The organism is Rickettsia philipii str. 364D (assembly GCF_000283995.1).
GTDB lineage: Bacteria > Pseudomonadota > Alphaproteobacteria > Rickettsiales > Rickettsiaceae > Rickettsia > Rickettsia rickettsii.
On record NC_016930.1, the window covers coordinates 283,255 to 298,992 of the forward strand.

Consider the following 15,738-nt stretch of genomic DNA (forward strand, 5'->3'; position numbering starts at 1 on the left):
TAAAAACTAAATACACCGCGATAATAAAAATTTATATCGTGAGTAGATGCTGAAAATAAGAAAAATAATTGTGAAATTAATTCTGTATGCATTGTGTAATCTCAAGTTAAAAGCATAAGTAAATATAATAAGAGCATTTGGTGGATGCCTTGGCACTAGAAGGCGATGAAGGACGTAATACGCTGCGATAAGCTTCGGGGAGTTGCGAATAAACTTTGATCCGAAGATTTCCGAATAGGGAAACCTACCTAATTTATTAGGTATTGTATAGTGAATACATAGCTATATGAGGCAAACCCAGCGAACTGAAATATCTAAGTAGCTGGAGGAAAGGACATCAACCGAGACTCCGTTAGTAGTGACGAGCGAACGCGGACCAGGCCAGTGGCTTCAAAAAAATAACTAAAACAACATGGAAAGGTTGACCATAGAGGGTGATAGTCCCGTATAGGTAAAAAGTTTGAAGTCCTTGAGTAAGGCGGGACACGTGAAATCCTGTTTGAACATAGGGGGACCACCCTCTAAGCCTAAGTACTCTCTAGTGACCGATAGTGAACAAGTACCGTGAGGGAAAGGTGAAAAGTACCCCGACAAGGGGAGTGAAATAGTATCTGAAACCAAATGCTTACAAGCAGTCGGAGCAAGCGTATTTATATGTCTTGTGACGGCGTACCTTTTGTATAATGGGTCAGCGACTTAGTTTATCTAGCAAGCTTAAGCCGTTAGGTGTAGGCGTAGCGAAAGCGAGTCTGAATAGGGCGTTTAGTTAGATGAATTAGACCCGAAACCGGGTGATCTAGCCATGGCCAGGTTGAAAGCGGAGTAAAATCCACTGAAGGACCGAACCCACTACTGTTGAAAAAGTAGGGGATGAGCTGTGGTTAGGGGTGAAAGGCCAATCAAACTCGGATATAGCTGGTTCTCCGCGAAATCTATTTAGGTAGAGCGTTATAGCGATTACCATCGAAGGTAGAGCACTGAATGAGCTAGGGGGTCCCACAGACTTACCAAACTCAATCAAACTCCGAATGTCGATGAGTACAGCATAGCAGACAGACTATGGGTGCTAAGGTCCATAGTCGAGAGGGAAAAAGCCCAGACCGCCATCTAAGGTCCCTAAATCATGACTAAGTGTTAAAGGATGTGAGAAGACCAAAACAACTAGGATGTTGGCTTAGAAGCAGCCATCATTTAAAGAAAGCGTAATAGCTCACTAGTCTAAATAAGTTTTCTTGCGCCAACAATGTAACGGGGCTCAAGTCATGTACCGAAGATGCGGGTTTATGCATTTGGCATAAATGGTAGCGGAGCGTTCCGTAAGCCTGCGAAGGTGAACCGTAAGGTTTGCTGGAGGTATCGGAAGTGAGAATGCTGACATAAGTAGCGATAAAGAATGTGAGAAACATTCTCGCCGAAAGTCCAAGGGTTCTTGCGTAAAGTTAATCTGCGCAAGGTTAGTCGGCCCCTAAGATGAGGCTGAAAGGCGTAGTCGATGGGAATCAGGTTAATATTCCTGAACCTGAAGGATGTGACGAAAATAGTAAATTGTACAGTCTTATTGGATTGATTGTGCAGTGAATATTTTCCAGGAAATAACACCTTCATTATAGACCGTACCCGAAACCGACACAGGTGGACAGGTAGAGTATACCAAGGCGCTTGAGAGAACGATGCTGAAGGAACTAGGCAAATTGCATCTGTAACTTCGGAAGAAAGATGACCTGTATATGGGCAACCATGTGCAGGTGGCACAAGCTAGGGGGTAGCGACTGTTTATTAAAAACACAGGGCTCTGCAAAGTCAATAGACGATGTATAGGGTCTGACGCCTGCCCAGTGCTGGAAGATTAAAAGGAGGGGTGCAAGCTCTGAATTGAAGTCCCAGTGAACGGCGGCCGTAACTATGACGGTCCTAAGGTAGCGAAATTCCTTGTCGGGTAAGTTCCGACCCGCACGAATGGCGTAACGATTTCCCCACTGTCTCCAGTATCGACTCAGCGAAATTGAATTCTCCGTGAAGATGCGGAGTTCCCGCGGTCAGACGGAAAGACCCCGTGAACCTTTACTATAGCTTTGCACTGGTGTTAGGAATCAGATGTGCAGGATAGGTGGGAGACTACGAAGCGAAGGCGTCAGCCTTTGTGGAGTCACCCTTGAGATACCACCCTTTTGGTGCTTGACATCTAACCGAGATCCTTGAATCAGGATCCGAGACAATGCATGGTGGGTAGTTTGACTGGGGCGGTCGCCTCCCAAAGAGTAACGGAGGCGCGCGATGGTTAGCTCAGGTTGGTCGGAAATCAACTTTTAGAGTGCAATGGCATAAGCTAGCCTGACTGCGAGTCTGACAAGACGAGCAGAGACGAAAGTCGGTCATAGTGATCCGGTGGTCCCGAGTGGAAGGGCCATCGCTCAACGAATAAAAGGTACTCCGGGGATAACAGGCTGATGATTTCCAAGCGTCCATAGCGACGAAATCGTTTGGCACCTCGATGTCGGCTCATCACATCCTGGGGCTGGAGAAGGTCCCAAGGGTTCGGCTGTTCGCCGATTAAAGTGGTACGTGAGCTGGGTTTAGAACGTCGTGAGACAGTTCGGTCCCTATCTGCCGTGGGTGTAGGAAGTTTGAGAGGATCTGCCTTTAGTACGAGAGGACCGAGGTGGACGTACCCCTGGTGGACCAGTTGTCGTGCCAACGGCACAGCTGGGTAGCTAAGTACGGAAGGGATAACTGCTGAATGCATCTAAGCAGGAAACCCACCTCAAAACTAGACTTCCCCATTAGAGCCGTGGAAGACCACCACGTTGATAGGTCGGGTGTGGAAGCACAGTAATGTGTGTAGCTAACCGATACTAATAGCTCGATTGATTTACTTTGCTGTGAGATTACATATGCATATAGTGTTAATGTTATAAGAGTGTAGTATCTACTCACAAAGTTATCAGGTTAAATAGTTTTATCAACTAATAAAAGTGTTATTGCATAACTAATGTTATACTGTAGTCCTGCAACGATATTCAGCGAAAATTATTTTGCTGAGTATCGTAGTAAAAGTTAAGATATGATGTTGAGAATTTTTTTGAGTCGTGCAACAACATTAACAGTAATATAATACAAATCTATCTTTTTAAAAGTTTGTATTGCTAGCTTGGTGGTTATAGCATGAGTGAAACACACGATCCCATCCCGAACTCGAATGTGAAACCTCATAGCGCTAATGGTACTATGTCATAAGGCATGGGAGAGTAAGTCGCTGCCAAGCTTGCAATGCAAATTTTTAATTATCTTTCTTTCTCTTTATGAGAATATTTTATATTCATAATTTTTACCTTTCTCTATATTAGTAATGCTTACGCATGAGAGAATAAACATCAATTTATTTCCATAGAATCGCTAAAATCTAACATAGAAATTAAAAAGCTATTTAAAGAAAAAAAATACTGGTCAATTTATTTTAGAGTTACCAAACGTCACAGTAATTAATGAAGGTGGAATTTTAACTCAAGAAGGTTATATTCTACAAGATCCTCAAACAAGCTTAGGTGATCAACATCGTTTATTAAAAAAACGAGATATTAATACTGAAAATCGTTTATATTTTAATGGAAAATTAGCAGTAATTTTATCTTTTGGTTCTGAAAATTGGTATCATTGGCTGCTACAAATTTTGCCTAGATTAATTATATTAAAAGAATCAGCTCTTGAATATGATTGTACCTATATTAATAATTTAAAATATTCATGGCAAATTAAGTCATTAGAAATAGTATTAAATTATTTAAATATACCGGAAGATAAGCTTTTTGTAGTAAATAGTGACTGTATAATTCAAGCTACTAGACTAATTGTTCCATCTGTACCTTTTATTCCGGTAAAAGGTACACCTTTGCCTTTATGGTTAAAAAAAGATTTAAGAAATATTTTTATTAAAGATAATAGTAAAGCATACGATAAAATATATATTTCTTGTAAATACGCTTCTACCCGAACAATAGTGAATGAAGAGGAATTAATAGAAAAAATTGAGAGATCCGGTTTGAAAGTAATATATCTAGCGCTATCCTTCCCGTATGAACAGGCCCAGTTTTTTAATAAAGCAACAATAATAGTTGGATCGCACGGATCAGGATTTGCTAACTTTATTTTTGCGGTTCCAAAATGCACGGTAGTAGAGATTGATCACGGTACAACTCCCTCTAGAAGTTTTTATAAAAGAATAAATTATATGTAATGCGATTATTATCCTTTTTATGTAGATCATCAGACAACAGAAGAGCATTTAGAAGACGATATAAAGATCAATATTGATGAATTTATTAAGTTTCTTAGAGGTCATCTGTAAATAAATTTTAATTAGTAATTAAAAAGCTTTTTTAGCGAAAATTGAAGTTAATTCTTAAAATCATTATTTAATAAATAAGATTCGCTATTCATTTCATTTAGTCTTGAAATAGTGCGTTTAAATTCTGCGGCTCGTGCTGAACCTTGATATATTTTATTTGGGTTATTTTCTAGGCTCATAAATAAGAGTATTTTATAGAAATAGGCATTATCGATAAAGTTGATAAATCTAACGGCTGTATTTGTATCGTTAGCATCGATAGTATGAACGTTCCCCACTATAATAACGTTAAAATTTTGGCAAATATTAACATAATCGATATAGCTTAAGTCTCTTGTAAATAATTCATTATAATCTGTTACTAATATTCGTTTATGCACTTTTTGAAAGGATATTTCTCTACCTAGAACCTGTATATTTTGAGGAGCAAGATTATTATCACTAATATCCGTGATAATTTTTTCAAGTTTGTTTTGGTTTTCTAAAGTTAAAGGATAAATTATCCTTGCCTCTTTAACTCTTAACGCTTTATCAAATCGATAATCATGTTGATTATCTAGATATTTAACATAAAATGTATTATTGATTATCTTTATAAAAGGTAAGAAAGATTCTCGTTGTAATCCGTCTTTGTACAGATTATTGGGACTCGTGTTAGAAGTTATAAAAATAAAAATATTTTGCTGTATTAATTCATTAAACAATCTACCGATTATCATTGCATCAGTAATATCTTTAATTTCAAACTCATCTATACATAACACTTTAGTTTGTTTAGTATAGTTTTTAGCAATTTTAGGGATGATATCTTTTTGATTTGCTGTTTGTAATTTATGCATAGATTTATGAATTTCCTGCATAAAGTTCTGATAATGTATTATTATTTTAGGTGTGGTTAATTCTTCACAAAAAGAATTCATGAGCATAGTTTTACCGCTGCCCACCGGACCGTGTAAATAAATTCCGCTTTCTAAGTTGTTTTGATTAAAGAATTTGAATAAACTTTTAGGCTTATTAAGTGCTGCTGCCAGCTGTTTTAATTCTTCTCGTAAAGCAGTTTGTTTTGAATCTCGTATTAATGAAGTAGAGGATTTAATCATCCAAAATATTTTTTATCTAGTTTGTTATAGGTTTTTTCTAAAATGTCGTTCCTAGCTAAAAGCAGGAAGGCTTTGTTGCGTGGATCAATTTCACCTCCGTCATCCCGTGGTTTGACCACGGGATCCAGTGAAAAATGCTAACCTTTAGCATTTTTTGTTATTTTTGCTAGATTGCCACGCTCCTTTTAGTTGCTCGCAATGACGGTTGTGATTATCATTTCCTACATAAAAGCGTTGCATCGCCGTAGCTAAAAAAACGCATTGCTTCTTTTATAGCATATTTATATAATTCATGCATCTCTTTAAATCCGGCAAAAGCACATATAAGCATAAATAAAGTAGATTTAGGAAAATGGAAATTAGTAAGTAGCATATCGGCTGTTTGAAATTTAAAACCTGGGGTTATGAAAATATCGGTTTTAAAGCTACCTGCTTTTACGATGCCGTTATTGCAAGAACTCTCAAGTGTTCTAAGTGTTGTAGTGCCGACTGCGATAATACGTTTCCCTTCTTGCTTTGCTTTATTGATAATTTCAGCAGTGTCAGGAGTAATAGAGCAATATTCGGTATGCATTTTATGTTCATGAATATTTTCGGTTTTTACAGGTAAAAAAGTTCCAGCTCCCACATGTAATGTTAAAAATGTGGCTTGTATGCCTTCTGCCTTAAGCTTATCAAGTATATCCTTTGTAAAATGCAAGCCTGCTGTCGGTGCTGCAACTGAACCTTCTATTTGGCTATAGACAGTTTGATAGCGGTCGTTGTCGTTTTGAGTGTTTGTCATCTCGTGGTTTGACCACGGTATCCAGTCATTATTTAAATATGTTTTGGATCCCGTGGTCGTAGCCACGGGATGACATAATGAGTGTGAACGCCTAATATAAACCGGTAGCGGCATCTCACCGTATTTATTTAAGAACTCGAATACAGAAATATCATTAAGCTCAAATTTTACTTTAATCTCACCCATTGCAAGTTTTTCGGTAATAATTACCTTATGATTATCAAAATAAAATTCATCATTTACATGAAGCTTTCGAGCTGGTTTAGCAAAAGCCGACCAACTATCATCTGATAATTTTTGATTCAAATTTATTGTAATATTTTTCCCCAAATTTAACTTTGCTTTTATTACCTTACTATTATTAAAGACTAATAAGTCCCCTTCTTTTAAGTAATCTATTATGTTGTAGAATTTGGTTTTAATAGGCGGCGTAACAGCAATTAGTAAATCTGAGTTATCACGTTCACTAGATGGATATTGTGCGATCAGTTCGCTTGGTAAATCAAAGTCAAAATCAGATAGTTTCATTGTTTAAATATTAGTGGCTAAAAAAGTGATTATAACAGCATATGACAATATTTAATATAATATTTTAGTTTATTGATTGCTTACTAATAAATCCACTATTTGTTGATAAAATGATTTTTTTCTGTACGATACAAAATACTATCACTTGAATCATTAAGGGACATACTTGATAATCGATGATATAATTAGAAATAAATTTCATGAGATATTAAGCAGTAAAGATATAGAAGAAAATATGGGATTTAATAATATATATAAAATAAAAAGATATGAATTTTTTAGAGAAAGTTTTGTCAAAGAATTCAAAGCTTTGATTGAAGATCCAAATACAGAAGTATATACATTGGAAGGTGAGGCTAAATCTTTTTTATATTTTGCGTGTCATAATAATCAGAAAGGGATAGTAAGGCTTCTACTTGCCAAAGGTGCAAATATAATCCTTGACCACAACAGCGGTATGACCGTTTTTCACACTGCCCTAACAGCGCAACATTTTGATATGGCAGTATTTCTCATTGAAAATGGTGTGGGTCCTAATTACGTAACAGGTGACAATATGACTTATTTAGAAATATGTACGTCCTATACCTAAATATAGCCATGGTAACTAAATTGCTCGCTTATGGTGCTAATATGAAAAACCGCATTTAAAAGTTTAGTAGACCTAACTAGAGAATTGAATGATAGTAAGCAGAGTACAGATATGGTAAAAGTATTGTTACAATATGGTGCTAATCGAATATACTCGATTCTGACGGTCAAATGGTCCGTGACAAGGAAGCAATTTATGAACCTCTGAAAGCTCTTTTAACGCTTGAATCCACATTGCGTAAGAATGATTACAAGAAAATTAAGGCTATTGACAAGAAAGATTTAGCTGCGTTTGTTCAATGGAAAGCAGCAATATTACCGGTTGTAAAAGATGTTGCTAAGGATGAGTATATAAAAAGCCTATTAGAACTATATAATATTTTCAAATCAAATGAGTTTGGATTCGGATGATTCTATAAAACAACCATTAATAGAATTAGGAGGAAAGATAGCTAAATTGATACCGCCTTTAGAGTTTTTATGCATTTTAAAAATTGAAGATATTATTGATAGTAACGCTACAGATACGATAGAATTACCTGAGAGTGCAATAAAAGCAATGACAGAGTGCGGACTACTTCAAGTTGAAGCAACAGGAGAAATAGTGGCTTATAATGATTTAGTTTAAAGGTTGAGGCTGGTTTTATGTCATTCCTGCTTTCGCAGGAATGACATAAAACATGGGTAATACCTCCTCACACTATTAACCCTTTAACTTGAGAGTTCCATAATTTTTGATATAGCTTACTATTTTTTAGTAATTCTGCATGGTTACCGTCATCGATTATACTTCCCTTTTCAAAAACTAAAATTCTATCCATATTGAGTAAAGTAGATAATCTGTGGGCAATGACTATCACGGTTTTATTTTGCATTAAATAATCCATTGACTCTTGAATCAGGCTTTCCGTCTCGCTATCTAAGCTACTTGTTGCTTCATCGAGAATTAAAATAGGAGCATTTTTTAAGATGGCTCTTGCTATGATAATTCTTTGACGCTGACCGCCTGATAAGTTATTCCCCCGTTCACCGCACATAGTATCGTAACCGTCCGGTAGATTATCGATAACATCATGAATATGTGCAGCTTTTGCTGCTTCTATAACCTCCTCAAGAGTAGCTTCTTTTTTCCCGTATCTGATATTGTCCAAAATGGTACGATGAAAAAGCACCGGTTCTTGAGGTATAAGGCTAATGGCTTTTCTTAAAGAATCTTGAGTTACGTTTTTAATATTTTGATTATCTATTAAAATCATTCCTTCTTCTATATCATGTAACCTCGTGAGTAAACTAATAAAAGTGGTTTTCCCTGAACCTGAAAATCCAACTAGTCCTACTTTTTGTTTACTCGGTATTAATACCGATTTATTATAAAATAGATTGTTATTATGATGATAATTAAATGTAACATTTCTAAATTCAATAACCCCTTCTTTGATATCTAATGGAGTAGCGTTTGCAATATCAGTTATAATATGCGGTGCCATTAAAGATAAGCCTTGATTAAATGCCCCGACCTGCTCGAACATATCACCGATTTCTTGCGTTAAATCCCAAATATCGTCTGCTACATTTATACATAATGTTAGCACTAATACGCAATCACCTATGCTTATAGATAATTCGCTACGAAGTTTAGATAAATAATAAATCATTATAAAAATCATTATTGAACAAGAAGTCCCAAGAGCATAACGCAATTTGAACATAAAGAATTGCATAGTTTGCTCATCGGCTACGGCATTTTCTACTCTTGTTTCGAGATGTTGACGTTCAAATTTATGGGCTGTAAACATTCTAACCGCATTAATGTTGCTAATTGCATCTACGATACTACCGGCAACAAAAGATTGGCTTCTAGCATAATTTAATGAGTATTTATTGATTTTATCGGAGAAAAGAACACTAAGTCCTAAAAAAACCGTAATCCATAAAATAAATATCGTAGCAAAAACGTAATGTACTGAATATAAAGCAATTAATGCAAATACAATAATAGCGAGTTTACGAAGAATTTTTTCACCAAATATTGAAATAATCATCTCAAACGATCTTGCAGTTTCGGTAATACGATTGCTAATATGTCCTGCTAGATTATCCTGAAAGAATTTATGGCTATGATATTGGGTGTAATTATAAAGTTCATTTAGTATTTTCCCTTTTATTACGGGCATAGTCTTGAGATACAAATAATCATATGAACGATATGCTATATTAATACTCTCCCACCAAAGAGCATAAAATACTGCCCAGTAAATCATGGAAGATAAAAGATTATTAGCGTTCTTATCGCTGAAAGATTCTATTAAATCAATGATTTTCTGAAGTAATATACTATCAATCGCCGGAATCATACCGAGTACAATACAAATTACAGTCAATAAAGTCATTTTAACTGTATCGAATTTTAAAAAATAAATACTTAAGCTAAATGTTGATTTAGATAAAGTAGGGTATTTTATCACGATAATGTACCTCGATTTTAAAATAATATATTAATTCGTGTTATTTTGGAGCATATTTTAATTTAATTATTTTAAAATATACCTCAAAATATTAAATCTGTGGAAAAATAATAAACAAGCCTTGCTTCTTACCTTAAATAATGCTACAAAATTCAGAAAATAACTTCAACATCATTAGAAATGCAAGCAAAAGAATTATCTAATAATTTTTTAGAAGAACAAGAAAAGTCTAAGGAAGACAATTCTCCGTTCTTTGATGTAAAATATATTTGTCAAGCAAGTTTATTAATTACGGATTCTATCCGAAAAGGGTATGATGTAACGCAATTGCCCAATGGTGATATTAATGTTACAGAAGTAAGAATAGTAAATGTTCATTATAATTGGAACTCCGAAAAAGGAAAATTTGTTAAAACTAATCAGATAGAATTTAATAATAGCAAAGGTGGATGATTAAATCAAATACTGTATACTCGCTTAATTTGAAAAATTGGCTACGTCGTCGTCCTATAAGTACTGTGGTACTCACGTAAGTATACGTTATTACACTGGGAGTATATTGTTATTGTCACAAAGCTTATTATCTTAAAACAGCAGCTTAAATATGGAATTTGATCAAGGATTATTATCAAGGATTCAATTTGCTTTTACCATAAGTTTTCATATAATATTCCCTGCTTTTACTATAGGGCTTGCAAGCTTTTTAGCGGTAATTGAAGGGTTATGGTTGAAAACAAAAAAGCCGGTTTATCAAGAAATATACAAATTTTGGGTGAAGATTTTTGCCGTTACTTTCGGTATGGGAGTAGTTTCGGGTGTTGTAATGTCTTATCAATTCGGTACTAACTGGTCGAATTTTTCAGATAAGGTTGGAAATGTCCTTGGTCCGCTTCTTGGTTTTGAAGTATTTACTGCCTTTTTCCTCGAATCTTCTTTTTTAGGTATAATGTTATTCGGCTTTAATAAAGTCAGTAAAAAAGTACATTTTATTTCTACGTTAATAGTTGCCGTTGGTACTGTAATCTCAGCTTTTTGGATACTTGCAGCTAGTAGCTGGATGCATACGCCTGCTGGTTTTGAACTGCGAGGCGAAGGATTCTTTTATCCTTTAAATTGGCTAGAAATTATCTTTAACCCTTCTTTCCCATATCGCTTTTTCCATATGATTACGGCGGCTTATTTAACTACTTCTTTTGTTATCGGTGGTGTAGCTAGCTTTTATTTACTAAATAATCGTTATAAAGAGCATGCTAAAATTATGCTTTTTATGGCGGTGTTAATGGCGTTAATCGTTGCACCTATTCAAATAGTTATTGGTGATCTGCATGGTTTAAATACTCTTAAATATCAGCCGGTCAAGGTCTCGGCTATGGAAGGTATTTGGAATACAGACAAAGGAGCAGCTTTTAATCTTATCGGCTTTCCTGACGGGGAAGAAGAAAAAACAAAATATGCTGTAGAAATACCTTATGCTAGTAGTTTAATCTTAACGCATAGTTTAGATGGTGAAGTGAAAGGATTAAAAGAATGGACAAAAGAAGAGCGTCCGCCGGTTGCAGTAGTATTTTTTAGCTTTCGTATTATGGTAGGAATCGGTTGCTTAATGGTATTTACAGGTATTGTGGGGTTATATCTTTACTTGAAGAAAAGATTATATACTACGCATTGGTTTCAATATTGGTATATATTAATGTCACCTTCAGGTTTTATTGCAGTACTTGCCGGTTGGTTCGTAACCGAGGTAGGTAGACAACCTTATATAGTATATAATATTTTACAAACCGTGGATACGGTATCACCGGTACTCGGCAAATATGTATTTATTTCTCTAATTGCTTTTATAGTAGTGTATGTGATCATTTTCGGAGCGGGTATATATTATATAATGCATTTGATAAAGAAAGGTATAGCAGTGATAGATAATAAAGAAATGTACGGAGAGAGTGGTTTGAATAACCCATTATTAGAAAAGTAATAAGCTTATGTTAAATTTTGCACCTTATATAGATTTACCGCTTGTTTGGGGTGGGCTTGTAGCTACCGCTATTTGTTTCTATGTTTTATTAGACGGTTTTGATTTAGGAGTAGGAATCTTATTTCCGTTTGCACCTACCGATGATTGCCGTCATAAAATGATCAATTCTATTGCTCCTTTTTGGGACGGTAACGAAACTTGGTTAGTACTTGGCGGCGGTGGTTTATTTGCGGCTTTCCCGTTGGCATATTCGCTATTAATGCCGGCTTTATATATTCCTATTATATTGATGTTACTCGGTCTAATATTTCGTGGTGTAGCTTTTGAATTCCGTTTTAAGGCTCATATAGGTCATCGTTATATTTGGGACTACGCTTTTCATTTCGGTTCTATGATTACTGTTTTTTGTCAAGGTTTAATGCTTGGTACGTTTGTCCAAGGAATAGAGATAGAAGGACGAGAATTTGCAGGAGGGAGCTTTGATTTTCTTACTCCCTTTTCCGTTATGACGGGGATAGCATTAATATTCGGTTATGCACTCTTGGGTGCTACTTGGCTTATCCTGAAAACAGAAAAGACAACACAAGATTGGGCTTATAAATCTGCTTTATATATTTTATTTTACGTTGCACTTTTTATGGGCTTTGTAAGCTTATGGGTTCCTTTCTTAAATAACCAAATAAATCATCGTTGGTTTAGTGTACCTAATATTTACTATTTATCTATTGTACCTATTGTAACTGCTTTAATATTTATCAAGTTAATTAAAGCCGTTAAGCAGAAAAAAGAAGTAAAGCCGTTTATTTATACGATCTTGTTATTTTTATTAGGATATTTAGGGCTCGCGATAAGCATATGGCCATATATCGTTCCTTATAAAGTTACGCTTGAAACTGCTGCAGCAGCACCGGAGTCACAGTCTTTACTGTTGATAGGGGCTGGGATATTCCTACCTGTCATACTTGGCTACACATTCTATTGTTATTATATATTCCGTGGCAAATCATCTCATCATCCGATATATTAAAAAATTTAAAACAATAACCTCTTGTCTCAAAGGGTGGCAATGGTTTATTATCCTATGGCTTAGCGGATTATTATCCACATTCCTTTTAACTTATGTAGTTAAGCTGGTGTTTAGGGTGATAGTAGGAATATAACCTTGACAAAACGTACTGTTTATAGTACGTTATTAATATTAAGTCTCACTAACTATAAGGAAAAAATAATGGAAATATATAATACAAGCGAAGCAAGAAGTAAGCTTTATAAACTTATAGATTATGTTTCTGATGTACACAAACCTGTTTATATTAAAGGTAAAAGAAATAATGTAGTTATAATTTCAGAAGAAGATTATCATAATATGGAAGAAACTTTATATTTATTATCTATTCCAAATATGCATAAGTCTATAATTGAAGGACGAGCAGAGCCTATAGCAAAGTGTAGCGATAAATTAAATTGGTAATTTTTTATAAATGTATATAATTCGTTATACTATACAAGCACAAAAAGATGCTAAGAAAATAGTGCAAGCCGGTTTAAAGAATAAAGTAGAAGTTTTATTAAACATAGTTAGTACTGATCCTTGGAAAATTTACCCTCCATATGAAAAGCTCGTTGGTGACTTTAGCGGTTGCTATTCAAGAAGAATTAATATTCAACATAGGTTGGTTTATGAAGTTTATAAACAAGAAAAAGTTGTAAAAATTCTTAGAATGTATACGTATTATGCATAAGTCATTAACTGAAAAAATCTCAGCATTTATTATTACCAAAAATGAATCCACAAGGGTAGCACGAGCTATAAATAGCGTAAAAAATATTACTGATGAGGTGATAGTAGTCGATAGTGAAAGTACTGATGATACGGTAGCAATAGCTGAAAAATTAGGAGCAAAGGTAGTAATAAAACCGTGGCTTGGTTATGTAGGACAGAAATCTTTTGCCGAAAGCCTTTGCGTAAATGATTGGGTTCTTAATATTGATGCCGATGAGGAGTTGTCTAAAGAGTTACAAGACGAAATAGAGTATATTTTTGCCTCTCATAATCAAGATCGTTATTTAGCTTATCAAATAAAGCTGTTAATAATGCATCGTAATGACCAAAAGCCACGAATGTTTGCTCCATTTAATAAATGTACTCGGTTGTATAATAAAAAATTTGCAAGCTTTGCAAATACCGTAAATAGTACTACTCATGATTCGGTAATATTTAATAAAGATGTTGATTTTGCAGGTAAAATTTATCTATTAAATGAAGTTGCTTATCATTATTCGGGTACTTCAATTGAGCAGTTGGTCACTAAAGCAAATTTTTATTCTAACGAGCAAGCAAAAGATTTAGTTAAGCAAGGAAAAAAGCTTTCAAATTTTCGTTTAACAACAGAAATGATATGGTGGTTTTGTAAAGCGTTTTTTATCAGACGCTATTTTGTATTTGGTTTTGACGGTTTTGTAGATTCAATAATTTTTGCTTTTGCAAGATTTCTAAGGCTTACGAAGTTAAGAGAGTCATCGCTTAAATCAAAAAACGTCATTGCGAGCGACTATAAGGAGCGTGGCAATTTCATGAAGTAATATAAAATTTCTGAGATTGCCACGTCGATGCTATACATCTCCGCGCAATGACGATTTAGAAAATAAAAGATAAATTATGAAAGAAAATTTTAATGTTAGTAAATTAAAAAACGGTTTGACAATTTTAACATATAATATGCCTTATGTTAATTCAGTAGCAATAAATTTAATTGCTAAAGTTGGAGCACGTTATGAGAATGTAGAAGAGGATGGCATATCTCACTTTCTTGAGCATATGGCTTTTAAAGGTACAAAAACTAGAACGGCAAAACAGATAGCGGAAGCGTTTGACTCTATAGGCGGACATTTTAATGCCTATACCGGTCATGAGAATACGGTATATTATGCACGAGTCTTGTCTGAAAATTGTGATAAAGCACTTAATATACTTGCCGATATAATTCAAAATTCTATTTTTTCTGATGAGGAAATAGCTAAGGAATATCAGGTGATCATGCAGGAAATTGCTCATCATCAGGATAATCCAGATGACCTAGTATATGAGAAATTTTATAATAAAGTTTATAGAGAACAACAATTGGGTAAGTCAATCTTAGGTACTGCTAAAACCCTTGCAACTTTTACGAAAGAACATTTTTTTAATTTTATAGATAAACATTATAATGCTGAAAATCTCTATTTATCAATTGCCGGTAATATTGATCATGATAAAATAGTAATTATAGCGGAACAGTTATTTTCTTCTTTGAAGCAAGGAGTAAAAAGTAGCTTTATTCCAGCAAAATACATAGGCGGACACGGCTTTATTAATAAGGAGTTAGAGCAAACTAGTTTAGTGCTAGGGTTTGAAGGTACATCATATATTAATTTAGAAAAGCTTTACCAAACCCATCTACTTTCTATAATATTCGGTGGCGGTATGTCATCGCGTTTATTTCAAAGTATTCGTGAGAAATTAGGTTTAGCATATGCAGTAGGTAGTTATAATAGTGCTTATTTTGATAGTGGAGTGTTTACAATTTATGCATCCACTGCACATGATAAATTAGAATTATTATATAGAGAGATTAAAAACGAAATAATAAAAATGACTGAACAAGTCAGCACAGAAGAGATTCTTAGAGCTAAAACACAACTACGTAGTAATTTACAAATGGCTCAAGAGAAAAATACCTATAAGTCAGAAGAAATAGGTAAAAATTATTCTGTTTTCGGTCAATATCTTTCTCCTGAAGAGATTATGGAAATTATCATGAGCATACAAGCTGATGATATTATTAATACGGCAAATAAAATATTTAGTGGTACTATTACGTCGGCAATTATCGGTCCGAATGATCTTCAGGGATTTTAATGATATGCTTGTGTGGATACCAGAGTCGTCATTGCGAGCGGCCGTAGGCTGCGTA

14 protein-coding genes and 2 rRNA genes are annotated in these 15,738 nt (G+C 34.6%); 13 read left to right on the forward strand and 3 right to left on the reverse strand.

What is annotated here, in order from left to right:
* Positions 1-116 precede the first annotated feature (116 nt).
* From RSA_RS01410 to RSA_RS01420, 3 genes are all read left to right on the forward strand, one after another.
* Positions 117-2,877: ribosomal RNA gene (locus tag RSA_RS01410) — 23S ribosomal RNA — on the forward strand.
* 270 nt (positions 2,878-3,147) lie between these two features.
* Positions 3,148-3,262, forward strand: a 5S ribosomal RNA gene (rrf, locus tag RSA_RS01415).
* A gap of 405 nt (positions 3,263-3,667) precedes the next feature.
* A complete protein-coding gene (locus RSA_RS01420; RefSeq protein WP_014364481.1) occupies positions 3,668-4,231 on the forward strand; it encodes a glycosyltransferase family 61 protein in 564 nt (187 codons plus the stop codon).
* Between the two features lie 158 nt (positions 4,232-4,389).
* Here the strand turns inward: RSA_RS01420 and zapE are convergent, their stop codons facing one another.
* Positions 4,390-5,442, reverse strand: a complete 1,053-nt coding sequence (gene zapE, locus RSA_RS01425) for a cell division protein ZapE (protein ID WP_014364482.1) — start codon at positions 5,440-5,442, stop codon at positions 4,390-4,392.
* 214 nt (positions 5,443-5,656) lie between these two features.
* Positions 5,657-6,754 carry a tRNA preQ1(34) S-adenosylmethionine ribosyltransferase-isomerase QueA gene (gene queA, locus RSA_RS01435; RefSeq protein ID WP_014364483.1) on the reverse strand — a complete coding sequence of 366 codons (1,098 nt, stop codon included), beginning with the start codon at positions 6,752-6,754 and terminating at the stop codon, positions 5,657-5,659.
* Positions 6,755-6,920: 166 nt separating this feature from the next.
* Between queA and RSA_RS01440 the strand changes: the two genes are divergently transcribed.
* From RSA_RS01440 to RSA_RS01450, 3 genes are all read left to right on the forward strand, one after another.
* Positions 6,921-7,346, forward strand: coding sequence for an ankyrin repeat domain-containing protein (locus RSA_RS01440; RefSeq protein ID WP_014364484.1), 426 nt, complete (start codon positions 6,921-6,923; stop codon positions 7,344-7,346).
* A 170-nt stretch (positions 7,347-7,516) separates the two neighbouring features.
* On the forward strand, positions 7,517-7,756 hold the full coding sequence (locus tag RSA_RS01445) for a hypothetical protein (RefSeq protein WP_041472322.1): 240 nt from the start codon (positions 7,517-7,519) through the stop codon (positions 7,754-7,756).
* Positions 7,737-7,973, forward strand: a complete 237-nt coding sequence (locus tag RSA_RS01450) for a hypothetical protein (RefSeq protein WP_041472323.1) — start codon at positions 7,737-7,739, stop codon at positions 7,971-7,973. The genes RSA_RS01445 and RSA_RS01450 overlap by 20 nt, the downstream gene beginning before the upstream one ends.
* Positions 7,974-8,040: 67 nt before the next feature.
* On the opposite strand, the gene RSA_RS01455 is transcribed toward RSA_RS01450, so the two are convergent.
* Entirely contained in the window at positions 8,041-9,810 is a 1,770-nt protein-coding gene (locus tag RSA_RS01455; RefSeq protein ID WP_014364485.1) for an ABC transporter ATP-binding protein, read from the reverse strand.
* 180 nt (positions 9,811-9,990) lie between these two features.
* Here RSA_RS01455 and RSA_RS01460 point away from each other — a divergent pair, with 180 nt between their 5' ends.
* From RSA_RS01460 to RSA_RS01490, 7 genes are all read left to right on the forward strand, one after another.
* Positions 9,991-10,263 carry a DUF2671 domain-containing protein gene (locus tag RSA_RS01460; protein ID WP_012150504.1) on the forward strand — a complete coding sequence of 91 codons (273 nt, stop codon included), beginning with the start codon at positions 9,991-9,993 and terminating at the stop codon, positions 10,261-10,263.
* Positions 10,264-10,414: 151 nt separating this feature from the next.
* A complete protein-coding gene (locus tag RSA_RS01465; protein WP_014364486.1) occupies positions 10,415-11,785 on the forward strand; it encodes a cytochrome ubiquinol oxidase subunit I in 1,371 nt (456 codons plus the stop codon).
* 7 nt (positions 11,786-11,792) lie between these two features.
* Positions 11,793-12,812: a cytochrome d ubiquinol oxidase subunit II gene (cydB, locus tag RSA_RS01470; RefSeq protein WP_012150506.1), complete on the forward strand. Its 1,020-nt coding sequence runs from the start codon at positions 11,793-11,795 to the stop codon at positions 12,810-12,812.
* A gap of 201 nt (positions 12,813-13,013) precedes the next feature.
* The gene (locus RSA_RS01475) at positions 13,014-13,256 is read left to right on the forward strand and encodes a type II toxin-antitoxin system Phd/YefM family antitoxin (RefSeq protein ID WP_012150507.1); all 243 of its coding nucleotides are present in this window, start codon (positions 13,014-13,016) and stop codon (positions 13,254-13,256) included.
* Between the two features lie 10 nt (positions 13,257-13,266).
* Positions 13,267-13,527, forward strand: coding sequence for a Txe/YoeB family addiction module toxin (locus RSA_RS01480; RefSeq protein WP_014364487.1), 261 nt, complete (start codon positions 13,267-13,269; stop codon positions 13,525-13,527).
* Positions 13,520-14,368: a glycosyltransferase family 2 protein gene (locus RSA_RS01485; protein WP_012150509.1), complete on the forward strand. Its 849-nt coding sequence runs from the start codon at positions 13,520-13,522 to the stop codon at positions 14,366-14,368. The genes RSA_RS01480 and RSA_RS01485 overlap by 8 nt, the downstream gene beginning before the upstream one ends.
* A 76-nt stretch (positions 14,369-14,444) precedes the next feature.
* Positions 14,445-15,683, forward strand: a complete 1,239-nt coding sequence (locus tag RSA_RS01490) for a M16 family metallopeptidase (RefSeq protein WP_014364488.1) — start codon at positions 14,445-14,447, stop codon at positions 15,681-15,683.
* The last annotated feature ends 55 nt before the right edge of the window (positions 15,684-15,738 follow it).